The sequence below is a fragment of the Klebsiella sp. Shm-1 genome, assembly GCF_040804525.1.
Classification (GTDB): domain Bacteria; phylum Pseudomonadota; class Gammaproteobacteria; order Enterobacterales; family Enterobacteriaceae; genus Klebsiella; species Klebsiella pneumoniae.
On sequence record NZ_CP161823.1, the window covers coordinates 2,283,278 to 2,295,268 of the forward strand.

The 11,991-nt window shown below is 59.4% G+C and carries 11 protein-coding genes; 7 read left to right on the plus strand and 4 right to left on the minus strand.

Annotated features, from left to right (window positions below):
* Positions 1-23 precede the first annotated feature (23 nt).
* Together pcaG and pcaH are read right to left on the minus strand one after the other, a co-directional pair.
* Positions 24-644, minus strand: a complete 621-nt coding sequence (gene pcaG / locus AB1E37_RS11150) for a protocatechuate 3,4-dioxygenase subunit alpha (protein ID WP_004143799.1) — start codon at positions 642-644, stop codon at positions 24-26.
* Positions 641-1,381: a protocatechuate 3,4-dioxygenase subunit beta gene (gene pcaH, locus AB1E37_RS11155; protein WP_004214973.1), complete on the minus strand. Its 741-nt coding sequence runs from the start codon at positions 1,379-1,381 to the stop codon at positions 641-643. Before pcaH ends, pcaG begins: the two co-directional genes overlap by 4 nt.
* Before the next feature lie 239 nt (positions 1,382-1,620).
* Between pcaH and AB1E37_RS11160 the strand changes: the two genes are divergently transcribed.
* Together AB1E37_RS11160 and AB1E37_RS11165 are read left to right on the plus strand one after the other, a co-directional pair.
* Entirely contained in the window at positions 1,621-2,964 is a 1,344-nt protein-coding gene (locus tag AB1E37_RS11160; RefSeq protein WP_002907549.1) for a VOC family protein, read from the plus strand.
* A 41-nt stretch (positions 2,965-3,005) separates the two neighbouring features.
* On the plus strand, positions 3,006-4,511 hold the full coding sequence (locus tag AB1E37_RS11165; protein WP_004151211.1) for a carboxylesterase/lipase family protein: 1,506 nt from the start codon (positions 3,006-3,008) through the stop codon (positions 4,509-4,511).
* A 46-nt stretch (positions 4,512-4,557) separates the two neighbouring features.
* Here AB1E37_RS11165 and AB1E37_RS11170 read toward each other — a convergent pair whose 3' ends face one another.
* Positions 4,558-5,646, minus strand: coding sequence for an NAD(P)-dependent alcohol dehydrogenase (locus AB1E37_RS11170; protein WP_002907491.1), 1,089 nt, complete (start codon positions 5,644-5,646; stop codon positions 4,558-4,560).
* 437 nt (positions 5,647-6,083) lie between these two features.
* Here AB1E37_RS11170 and AB1E37_RS11175 point away from each other — a divergent pair, with 437 nt between their 5' ends.
* A complete protein-coding gene (locus tag AB1E37_RS11175; RefSeq protein ID WP_002907489.1) occupies positions 6,084-7,739 on the plus strand; it encodes a glucan biosynthesis protein D in 1,656 nt (551 codons plus the stop codon).
* A gap of 53 nt (positions 7,740-7,792) precedes the next feature.
* Positions 7,793-8,371, plus strand: coding sequence for a 50S ribosomal protein L7/L12-serine acetyltransferase (gene rimL / locus AB1E37_RS11180; RefSeq protein ID WP_002907487.1), 579 nt, complete (start codon positions 7,793-7,795; stop codon positions 8,369-8,371).
* Here the strand turns inward: rimL and ydcK are convergent.
* Entirely contained in the window at positions 8,357-9,337 is a 981-nt protein-coding gene (ydcK, locus tag AB1E37_RS11185) for a YdcK family protein (RefSeq protein WP_004148564.1), read from the minus strand. The two genes, rimL and ydcK, sit on opposite strands and share 15 nt — an antisense overlap.
* Positions 9,338-9,448: 111 nt before the next feature.
* On the opposite strand from ydcK, the gene tehA reads away from it, so the two are divergent.
* The 3 genes from tehA (at position 9,449) to AB1E37_RS11200 (ending at position 11,975) form a co-directional block, all read left to right on the plus strand.
* Positions 9,449-10,453 (plus strand): dicarboxylate transporter/tellurite-resistance protein TehA, encoded by a 1,005-nt coding sequence (gene tehA / locus AB1E37_RS11190; RefSeq protein WP_002907483.1) that lies wholly within the window; start codon positions 9,449-9,451, stop codon positions 10,451-10,453.
* Positions 10,450-11,046: a tellurite resistance methyltransferase TehB gene (tehB, locus tag AB1E37_RS11195; protein ID WP_002907481.1), complete on the plus strand. Its 597-nt coding sequence runs from the start codon at positions 10,450-10,452 to the stop codon at positions 11,044-11,046. The genes tehA and tehB overlap by 4 nt, the downstream gene beginning before the upstream one ends.
* Positions 11,047-11,306: 260 nt before the next feature.
* Entirely contained in the window at positions 11,307-11,975 is a 669-nt protein-coding gene (locus AB1E37_RS11200; protein ID WP_002907480.1) for a DUF3313 domain-containing protein, read from the plus strand.
* Positions 11,976-11,991: the final 16 nt, after the last annotated feature.

An 11,991-nucleotide genomic window follows, 5' to 3' on the forward strand; every position in this document is an offset into this window, starting at 1 on the left:
GAAGATGGCGGTCACCGCGACGGCTAAATATCGAAAAAGACGGTTTCGTTCTCGCCCTGCAGATGAATGTCAAAACGATAGACCACTTCCGTACCGCGAACCTCGCGCTCGGCGATTAAGGTTTTGCGCCTCACCTCCCACTCGATGAGATTCAGCACCGGGTCGCTGGCGTTGGCCGCGTGTTCATCGGCAAAGTACATCCGCGTATTCAGGCCAATATTGATCCCCCGCGCCACCACCCACAGGTTGACGTGCGGCGCCATCAGCCGGCCATCGCGACCGACCACCGGGCCCGGCTTGATGGTTTCAAAGCGCCAAATGCCGGAGGTGAAATCAGAGCAGGTTCGCCCCCAGCCGCGGAAGGCCGGGTCGACGGCTTTCTGCTGTTGACGATCGTCAGGATGGTTATAGCGACCCGCGGCGTTGGCCTGCCAGATCTCCAGCAGCACATCGCGGACCGGCGTCCCGGAGCCGTCGATAACCCGGCCTTCAATGGTGATGCGCTCCCCGGCGGTATCGGCGGTAGTGAGGACCGGGCCAAAATTTTTCTCAAAAATATGAAAGCCTGCGGCGTCCGGCGCCAGGCCGATATGAACATAGGGTCCCGCCGTCTGCGAGGCGGTTTCAGGCAGATACTCTTTCATCGGGCGGCCCCCTGAGTGCGATTTTCAAACAGCGTGGCGCGGTGGCCGCGCAGAACAAGGTCGAAGCGGTAGGCCAGACAATCCAGCGGTACGGCGGCGTGCATGTCCAGCTCGGCGATCAGCGTGCGCACGGCGTCGTCATTCTTAATAGTCCTGACGATCGGGCACTGCTTAATCAGCGGGTCGCCTTCAAAATACATCTGGGTGATCAGGCGCTGGGCCCAGGCGTCGCCCGAGAGAGAAAAATGGATATGCGCCGGACGCCAGTCGCTGGCCTGGTTGCGCCAGGGGTAGGGGCCGGGTTTGATGGTGCGAAAACAGTAATAGCCGTTTTCATCGGTAAGCACCCGGCCGCAGCCGCCAAAGTTCGGGTCAATCGGCGCCAGATACTGATCTTTTTTATGCCGGTAGCGACCGCCAGCATTGGCTTGCCAGACTTCCACCAGCGTATTTTTCATCGGTCGGCCGAATCCATCGCGCACGTAACCGTGGACGATGATCCGCTCGCCGATCGGCAGGCCTTCTTTGGCATAGTTCAGGATTAGGTCATTATCCAGAGGGCCGAGGTCGTCGCGGCTAAATACCGGGCCGGTGATCTCTGACAGCGAGTTCTGCAGAGAGATGAGGGCGTTTTTTGGCGAGCGCAGGACGCTGGTTTTATAGCCCGGCGCGTAAGCGGGCGGGTGGCTACTGTAATCGCGATGGACAACCTCACGTGGGGACCATTTGTCGTTCATAGGGTACTCCGTGTAGACGGTAGAGGGGCATATTGTTGTAATGTCGCCAGAAGCAGTGTGTGTAAATGTATTGTTAATTTAAAGTGAAATTACCGGGTGTTTTTCATAACTATGGGTTATGTTTTGAGCAACGACCTGGGCCGGCGGCAGGTTATCGCCATCACAGTTTGTAAATTCTTCCCCCCGCCGCGAGGCAGCTTTCCTACACTCCAGGAAGTATTCACTGGAGGTAACACATCATGGCGAACACCATCACGGCTGATGAGATTCGGGAGCACTTTTCGCAGGCCATGTCGGCCATGTACCAGCAGGAAGTTCCGCAGTACGGAACGCTGCTGGAGCTGGTGGCTGACGTCAACCTGGCGGTACTGGAAAATAATCCGCAGCTGCATGAACAGCTCGCTAACGCTGACGAGCTGGCGCGCTTAAACGTGGAGCGCCACGGCGCGATTCGCGTGGGCACAGCGGAAGAACTGGCGACGCTCCGTCGCATGTTTGCCATCATGGGGATGTATCCCGTTAGCTATTACGATCTCTCGCAGGCCGGCGTGCCGGTCCACTCCACGGCGTTTCGTCCCATCGACGATGCCGCGCTGGCGCGCAATCCATTTCGGATTTTCACCTCGCTGCTACGCCTGGAGCTGATTGAAAATCGCGCCCTGCGCGAGCGGGCCGAGGCGATCCTCGCGCGGCGCAAAATCTTCACCCCCCGCTGCCTGGCGCTGATTGCGCAGTATGAAGCAGAGGGCGAATTCACCTCTGCCGACGCGCGCGAGTTTGTCCAGGAGGCGCTGGAGACGTTCCGCTGGCACCGGCAAGCCACCGTCGATGAGGAGACTTACCATGCTCTGCATCGCGAGCACCGCCTGATTGCCGATGTGGTCTGTTTCCCGGGGTGTCATATCAACCATCTCACGCCGCGGACGCTGGATATTGACCGCGTCCAGTCCCTGATGCCGGAGTGCGGTATTGAACCCAAAGCGTTGATTGAAGGGCCACCGCGCCGGGAGGTCCCGATCCTCCTGCGGCAGACCAGCTTTAAGGCGCTTGAGGAGCCGGTGATGTTCGCCGGAGAACACCGAGGCACCCATAGCGCCCGCTTTGGCGAAATTGAGCAGCGGGGCGTGGCGCTGACGCCGAAAGGGCGCGCGCTGTACGATCGGCTGCTGCAGGCGGCAGGAACCGGGAAAGACAATCTCAGCCACCAGCAACATCTACAGGAGGTGTTTAGCGAATTTCCCGACAGCGAATTTCTGCTCCGTCAGCAGGGGCTGGCCTGGTTTCGCTACCGCCTGACGCCCACGGGTGAGGCACATCGCCAGGCGTTTCGCCCGGGCGACGATCCGCAGCCGCTGATTGAGCGCGGGTGGGTGGTCGCCCAGCCGATTATTTATGAAGATTTTTTACCGGTCAGCGCGGCGGGCATTTTTCAGTCCAATCTGGGCAACGAAACCCAGGCGCGCAGCCACGGGAACGCCAGTCGCGAGGCGTTTGAGGCAGCTCTGGGCTGCCCGGTGCAGGATGAGTTTGAACTATACCGACAGGCGGAGGAGCGCAGCAAACGACGTTGCGGTCTGCTGTAAAATCAGTACCCTGCTGGCATCAGCCTTACAGGGAGCAGGTTATGCAACATCCGTCGAAACCGTTGGCGAAAACCCGTCAGGGAACGCTGGCCGGGAGCGCAGAACAGGGGATTCATATCTGGCGCGGCATTCCGTACGCCGCGCCGCCCGTGGGCCCGCTGCGCTGGCGCGCGCCGCAGCCAGCCGCCCGCTGGCAGGGGGTACGTCCAGCCGAGACCTTTTCCGCCGCCAGCTGGCAGGACATTGACTACTGCCGCGAGCTCGGCGGCGGCGATCCTGGCGCCTTCAGCGAAGACTGCTTATATCTCAACGTCTGGGCCCCGGCCAGCGCAGCGCAGCCGCTGCCGGTGATGGTCTGGCTGCACGGCGGCGGGTTTACCATCGGCGCCGGCAGCCTGCCGCCTTACGATGGCAAAGCGCTTGCCAGCCGCGACGTGGTGGTGGTGACAGTTAACTACCGGCTGGGCCATCTCGGTTTTTTCGCCCATCCGGCGCTGGAAGAAGAGGCGGGCGAACGTCTCTATAATTTCGCGTTGCTCGATCAGATTGCCGCTCTGCAGTGGGTTCAGGAGAATATCCACGCCTTCGGCGGGGATGCCGCCAACGTCACGCTGTTTGGCGAATCCGCCGGGGCGCGCAGTGTGCTGTCGCTAATGGCCTCCCCGAAAGCGAAAGGGCTGTTTCATAAAGCGATTATTCAGAGCGGGTATACGCTACCCGATCTGCCGCGGGAAAAAGCGCTGGAAAAAGGGCGCCTGCTGGCGGAACACTTCGCCTTACCGCAAGCCAGCGCTGAGGAATTGCGGGCGATCCCCGCGGAGGCCTTCTGGTCGCTCACCGCGCCGCTGAATACCGGGCCAGCGCCTATTGCCGGAGACGCGGTGCTGCCGCAGCCGATGCTGGAGACCTTCTTTGCCGGCCGCCAGCATCCGATACCGGTGATGATCGGCTCCAATAGCGATGAAGCCAGCGTGATGGCCGTGTTCGGCGTCGATATTGCCGGGCAGATCCAGAAGCTGCGCCGAGAGCGCCGTCTGGGGCTGGGGCTGATCAAACTCCTCTATCCCGGCGTGAAGGGCGATGAAGCGCTGGGGCGGGAAGTATGCCGCGACATGGCCTTCACCACCCTTGGTTATGTAGTGATGCAGGCGCAACAGCGCGTGGGTCAGCCGTGCTGGCGCTACTGGTTTGATTATGTCGCGGAAGCGGAGCATGACGCCTACCCGCATGGGGCCTGGCATGGCAACGAGGTGCCCTACGTGTTTGATAACCTGCGGTTGACCGACCCGGTGCGGCAGTACGCCAGCGAAGCGGATCTGGCCTTCGCCGCTCAGGTCGCTGACTACTGGGCGCAGTTTGCCCGCCTCGCCAGCGGCGAGCAGACGCTTTCCGGCGCGGTGCGCTGGCCGGCGTGCCTGCGCGGGCGGGATCGCCTGTTGCGCATTGGCTTGCATAAGCGCGCCGGGTTTAAAGTGGAGAACCGCTTTATGCGCGCCAGACTGGCGCTGTTTCGCCGGGTGATGAAGCATCACGTGACGCTGGAATAAATCCCATAATGCGCAACTGTCGCCACCGACCGGTGGCGACGTTATCTCACATGACCACCACCGGCTTGATCACCTTGCCGGACGCCGAATCGGCGAAGGCCTGGTTGATATCGGCCAACGGATAGCGGGCGATAAGCTTATCGATAGGGAATTTTCCCTGTTTATAGAGTTGCACCAACAGCGGAATAAACAGCGCCGGCACGGCGTCGCCTTCAATCACCCCGACCAGCGATTTTCCCTCCGCCATCAGGTCGTTCTGCACGTTAAGGGTGATATCTCCGGTAAAGCCTACAATCGCCACCGTTCCCAGCGGTTTCACCGCGTGTACGGCCTGCAGAACGATAGCGGAGACGCCGGTCGTTTCCACCGCGTAGTGGGCGCCTTTACCGGTGATTTGTTTAATCACGGCGACGGCATCCTGTTCCTTGCCGTTGATCTGATGGGTGGCGCCCAGTTCGCCCGCCAGGGCGAGGCGGCTGGCATGGATATCCACCGCGATAATCTGTGAACAGCCGGTTAATTTCGCTGCCATGATGGCGCTGAGCCCCACCGCGCCGCAGCCAAACACCACCAGCGATTCGCCGACCACCGGTTTCAGGCGGTTGAGCACCGTCCCGCTACCGGTCTGGATACCGCAGCCCAGCGGGCCGAGCAGGGTGAGATCAACCTCCGGGTCGACCACGACCGCGTTGCTGGCGCGGGTGACCACATACTGGCTGAAAGACGACTGGCCAAAGAACAGGGACAGATCCTGGTCTCCCAGCCGGTAGGGGGTGGTGCCATCCTCGCGTCGGCCGCCAAAATTAAGCGTATTAAAATCTTCGCAAGCCGAAGGGTGGTTGCTTAAACAATTTTCGCAGTGGTGGCAGGCGGCGTAGCTGAGCACCACGTGGTCTCCTACTCTGATGCCGCTAACCGCCTCGCCGACGCTGGCAACGATCCCGGCGCCTTCATGGCCGAGGATCGCCGGCATAGGCACCACCCCGGGGTTGTCGCGCATCACGGCGTCGGTATGGCAGACGCCGGTGGCGACAATTTTCACTAATATCTCGTCCTTCCCCGGCGGGGCGACCTCGACGTCTTTGATGACAAAAGGCTGCTGGTAGCCCAGCGTGACGGCTGCTTTCACTTGCATGGCATGACTCCTGAATGAATTCCCTGGAGAGCGTGGCGGGACAGCCCGAACGGCTCTCCCCTGTTGGCCGCTAACGTGAAGAAAGATAGCGGTTATCGGGGAAAAGTTAGCACCAGGCGCGATGGAAATTTGCGCGAATCGTGCCGAAAAAACGCGCGCGGCGAGGAGCGATACATGGGGTGAATATTCAGCACTGGAGAATAGATTTCCCTTGAATAGTCAGGGGTAAAAAGCGGCAGGCAGCGTGTATGCCCAGGCTACACGTCAGAGGAAATGAAAAAAACAGGCTGTTCCTCTGGACAGGGCTTTTTTACCTTTTTTCTGCTGGCAACAATTGGATTATTAATCGTTTTTGTCTAGAGTGGGCGGAAATTATCACGCAGCGTGATGACGCGTTGCGAATCAATTCACCCGTGCAGAAGGACGCTTTCTCAGGCATGAACCGCAGACGTTTTCTTAAATCTTCCATGGCTGTTGCCGCCGTATGCGGAACGTCAGGAGTCGCTTCCTTATTCAGTCAGGCCGCTTTTGCCGAAGACGCGGGCATTGCCGACGGGCAAACGCGTCGTTTTGATTATGCTGTTCTGCAGGCGATGGCTCACGATCTGGCGCGCCAGCCATGGGGCGGCGCCCCGCGCGATCTGCCGCCGACGCTCGCCAATCTCACCCCGCAGGCCTATAACAGCATCCAGTACGATGCCAACCACTCGCTGTGGAACAATATTGAAGAGCGTAAGCTGGACATCCAGTTTTTCCACGTCGGGATGGGGTTCCGTCGCCGCGTGCGGATGTTCTCTTTAGACGCCAGCACCCAGCAGGCGCGCGAGATCCACTTCCGTCCGGAGCTGTTTAAGTACAATGACGCCGGTGTGGATACCCGTCAGCTGGAAGGACAGTCTGACCTCGGCTTCGCCGGGTTCCGGGTGTTTAAAGCGCCGGAGCTGGCGCGCCGCGATATCGTGGCGTTCCTCGGCGCCAGCTACTTCCGCGCGGTAGACAGCACCTATCAGTATGGCTTGTCGGCCCGCGGTCTGGCGGTGGATACCTTTACCGATACCCCGGAAGAGTTTCCCGACTTTACGTCGTTCTGGTTCGAAACGGTCAAAGGGGACGCCACGGTGTTTACCGTTTACGCGCTGCTGGACAGCCCGAGCATCACTGGCGCCTACAAGTTCACCATCCACTGCCAGGATACCCAGGTTATCATGGACGTGGAAAACCACCTTTACGCCCGCAAGGATATCAAACAGCTGGGTATCGCGCCGATGACCAGTATGTTCAGCTGCGGCAATAATGAGCGGCGGATGTGCGACACCATCCATCCGCAAATCCACGACTCCGATCGGCTGTCAATGTGGTTGGGCAACGGGGAATGGGTCTGCCGGCCGCTGAATAACCCGCAGAAGCTGCAGTTCAATGCCTTCCAGGACAAGAACCCGCGCGGCTTTGGTCTGTTGCAGCTGGACCGTGATTTCTCCCACTACCAGGATGTGATGGGCTGGTATAACAAGCGTCCCAGCCTGTGGGTTGAGCCGCGTAACCAGTGGGGCAAAGGGGCGGTCAGCCTGATGGAGATCCCAACTACCGGCGAAACGCTGGATAATATCGTCTGCTTCTGGCAGCCGGAAAAGGCGGTGAAGGCGGGCGACGAACTGGACTTCCGCTACCGTCTTTACTGGAGCGCGCAGCCGCCGGTGAGCACTCCGCTGGCGCGCGTTCTGGCCACCCGCACCGGGATGGGGGGCTTCCCCGAGGGATGGGCGCCGGGTGAACACTACCCGGATAAGTGGGCGCGTCGTTTTGCCATCGACTTTGTCGGCGGCGATTTGAAGGCGGCCGCGCCGCGCGGTATTGAACCGGTGATCACCCTCTCCAGCGGGGAAGCGAAGCAGATTGAGATCCTCTACGTCGAGCCGTTCGATGGCTACCGGATCCTTTTCGACTGGTATCCGACCACCGACTCAACCGACCCGGTGGAGATGCGTCTGTTCCTGCGCTGTCAGGGAGAAGCCATCAGCGAAACCTGGCTCTATCAGTATTTCCCGCCGGCAGCAGATAAACGAAACTACGTTGACGATCGGATCATGAAATAACCCTGAGTCACCCGACGCCCGCAGGCAGTCCCTGCGGGCCAGAAGAGAGCGCTATGACCGCAGATATCCCAGCAGTACCTGAGTCGATCCCGGTAACCGACGCGCTGACGCTAATCGCCATTGATGAGCGCTACGTTAGCGACCTGCACCAGCTGGTGGTCAAAAACCAGCGCTGGCTACAGCAGTCGCTCAGTTGGCCCGCCGAGGTGCGCAGCGAAGACGAGACCCGACGTCATGTGCAGGGCAACGTGATGCTGCATCAGCGGGATTACGCCAAAATGTTTTTGCTGTTTCTCGATAAGCAGCTAGTCGGGGTCCTGTCGTTCAATCAGATCGAGCCGCAGAATAAAACGGCCTATATTGGCTACTGGATCGATGAAGAGCACCAGGGGCAAGGGCTGCTTTCCCGTTCATTACAGGCCTTTATCCGCCATTATGCCGCCAGCGGGCTGGTGCGCCGGTTTGTGATCAAATGCCGGGTGGCGAACACCCGCAGCAACCAGGTAGCGTTGCGCAACGGGTTTGTTCTGGAAGGCTGTCTCCGACAAGCCGAGTATCTGAACGGTAGCTATGACGATCAGAATATCTACGCCCGCATTATTGACCGCGATGAGGCATTAAAGCGCGCCTAACAGCGGCGTGCGGGTGATGTGCTGCTGGCCGTCAAGCGTTTTCGGGCCGCGCAGATGAATGGCCTCTCCCTCCTGTGCGGCAATCTGCACCTCGTCATTGATGGAGACCTGGTGCTCAACGATCACATCGCCGATGATGACTGTCCGCCCCTGGATCAGCACATCGTCGTCGAGCAGAATCGGACCACCTCGCAGCTGCGCCTCGCCGCCGACCATCGCCCGATGCTTCAGCAGGCAGTTGCCTTCAATCACCGCATTCTCTGCCACCTGCGAACTGTAGCGTACGGTGGGAATGGCATCCTCTCCGCGACCGGCGATCAGGCGCGCGTTCCCGTATACCCGGGCGTTATCGCACACCCAGACGTCGTTTTCTTCGTTCCCTTCAAGTCTTGCCTGGTCAAACACTTCCGCCCGATGTTCGACAAACGCATGCTCAACGAAGGCATCGCCGTAGATTTGCGCCTGGTGGAGAATGCGCGAGGCACTGACGGTGGCTCGCTGATAGATCTGCAGGACTTTGTCGCGATCGGCGGTTAACCCGCGCGCGGCAATCACCTGGCAGTGGGGGAGAAGACGCGCCTCGTCGGCAAGGCGACAATAACCGCGCACCTGGCTCTGCGTAACCGTGACGTTGTCACTGATCTGCGCGTGATGGCTGATCTGCGAGGTGTGAATGCAGGCCCGTCCGCCGATGGTGGCCTCATGGCTGACCACGCAGAACCCGGTTAAGCGGGCGTCGTCGCGGATGCGCGCCCCGGCGAAGACCACGCTGTTGACATCGTAGATCCAGCACTCCCCCTGCTGGCTGAGAGCGCATTCCTCATCCACCCAGCCGCCTTCGCTGCCCGCTTTAACGTCAGCGAAATCAATAAGCGCCACGATCTGGCGCAGGGTGACGCTTTGTTTGCCATGCTCTTCCTCATAACAATACTGCCGGGTCTGTTCGCTGAGACGGTATTTACGCATGGCCGATCCTTATTACTTATGGTTAACATAAACATAGCAAAGATCGCCATAGCGCGCGGGATAAGGTTCCATTAGAATGCAACTTCAAATTAAATTGATATCATCAATAAAATGAATAAAACGCAAACGCCGCGGCAGGTGCTAAACCTGCCGGCGGGTTATTTTGGCATGGTGCTCGGCACTATCGGAATGGGCTTCGCCTGGCGTTACGCCAGCACCCTCTGGCCGGTCAGCCGCAGCATTGGTGATGGGCTGGTGACGCTGGCGATGGCGATGTGGGTCCTGCTCAGCATGGCGTTTATCAGCCGGGCGATCCGCTTTCCGGCGAGCGTGCTGCGGGAGATGCGTCATCCGGTGAGCAGCAGCTTCGTCAGCCTGTTTCCGGCCACCACGCTGTTGGTGGCGATTGGTTTGGCTCCCTGGTGCAGGCCGCTGGCGATCGGGCTGTTTGTGCCGGGCGTGGCGCTGCAGCTCGCCTATGCCGCCTGGCAAAGCGGTGGGCTATGGCGGGGGAACCATCCTCGCGAGGCCACCACGCCGGGGTTGTATCTGCCGACAGTAGCCAATAATTTTATCAGCGCGATGGCCTGCGGCGCGCTGGGATTTTCCGATGCCGGACTGGTGTTCCTCGGCGCCGGGGTCTTCTCCTGGCTGAGCCTCGAGCCGGCGATCCTCCAGCGTCTGCGCAGCGCAGGCGAGCTGCCGACGCCGCTGCGCACCTCGCTGGGGATCCAGCTGGCGCCTGCGCTGGTGGCCTGCAGCGCCTGGCTCAGCGTCAACGGCGGGGAGGCCGATACCTTCGCTAAGCTGCTGTTTGGTTACGGCCTGCTGCAGCTGCTGTTTATGCTCCGTCTGATGCCCTGGTATCTTCGTCAGCCGTTCAATGCTTCTTTCTGGAGCTTTTCGTTCGGCATTTCCGCGCTGGCCACCACCGGTCTGCATCTCGGCCAGGCCAGGGGAGACGGCTTTTTTCATCATCTGGCGATGCCGCTATTTATTTTTAGCAATCTGGTTGTCGGCCTGCTGCTGCTGCGTACAGCGTTGCTGTTGGTCAGCGGGAAACTGTTGCTCCAGGTCGACCGGGAAACACTCCTGAATAAGAAGGAAGGATCATGACAAAGCGTGACGCGGATTATTTTAGTCAAAAATACAGCCTGACCCGCACCCATTCCGAGGTGCTGCATGCCGCGACGATTGTGCCGCCGGGGCGGGCGCTGGATCTGGGCTGCGGCAACGGGCGTAACAGCCTTTATCTGGCGGCGAACGGCTTCGCGGTGACGGCGTGGGATAAAAATCCGATGAGCGTCAACAATCTGGAAAGTATTCGCGCCGCCGAGCGACTGGATAATCTGCAAACGGCGGTGAAAGACCTCAACAGCCTGAGCTTTGACGGCGAGTATGACCTGATCCTCTCCACCGTAGTGATGATGTTCCTCGAGCCTGACACCATCCCGGGCCTGATCGCCAATATGCAGCGCTGCACCGCCGCCGGCGGCTATAACCTGATTGTGGCGGCGATGGATACCGAAGACTATCCCTGCACCGTCGGCTTCCCGTTTGCCTTTAAACCTGATGAGCTTCGTGATTATTACCAGGGCTGGGAGCTGCTGAAATACAATGAGGACGTCGGCGAGCTGCATCGCACCGACGCCAACGGCAATCGCATCAAATTGCGCTTCGCCACCCTGTTGGCGCGCAAGCCTGCCTGATTCGCCGCGGCGTGGGAAGCTGAGCATGGCCCGCGCCGCATTCCCCGCCAGAGCCTGGGCAAGACAGAGACCCGTTGCGGCGAAAATGAGCCTGGAAAACCGCGCGATACCCCTTTTAAGTGATTATTTATTAACGTAATGTTCAGGCCATCAATATTTATAAATCTTCCTTGACGAAGCCCTTTTTTTGTCACAAAACTAGTGGGTCCTATTTGCTATAACGTCTGCCGAAAAAAAACTGCATTTACAGGGATCTCTCTATGCGTACTCGCGTTTTACTGAAAGTCGCCGCTCTGGCGGGAATATTGGCGTTGACCGGCTGCGCGGCGAAAGTGGCGCAACCGGATCAGTATTCGGGCTTCTTAAAAGATTATTCCAGTTTGAAAGAAACGACCTCTGCCTCCGGCAAGCCGGAGCTGCGCTGGATCGATCCGAACTTCAATCCGGCCAACTATGACAATATTGTTTATCACCCGGTGACCTACTATCCGGTACCGAAGCCGACCACCCAGGTAGGGGAGAAGGCGCTGCAGGATATTCTTAACTACACCAACAAAGAGCTGAAACAGGCTATTTCCGAGCGTAAACCGCTGGCCACTACCGCCGGCAAGCGCAGCCTCATCTTCCGCGGGGCGATCACCGGGGTGGACTCCAGCAAAGAGGGGCTGCAGTTCTATGAAGTGATCCCGGTCGCTATGATTGTCGCCGGCACCCAGGCCGCCACCGGCCATCGTACCATGGACACCAATCTGTACTTTGAGGCGGAGGTCATTGACGCCAGCACCAATAAGCCGGTCATCAAGGTCGTTCGTAAAGGGGAAGGCAAAACCCTGGCGAATGAGAATACACCGCTGACCGTCGATACCCTGAAGCAGGTTATCGATGATATGGCGGTCGACGCCGTTAAATTCGATCCCTCTCAGCGTTAATCGTGCCAGCGCCGTC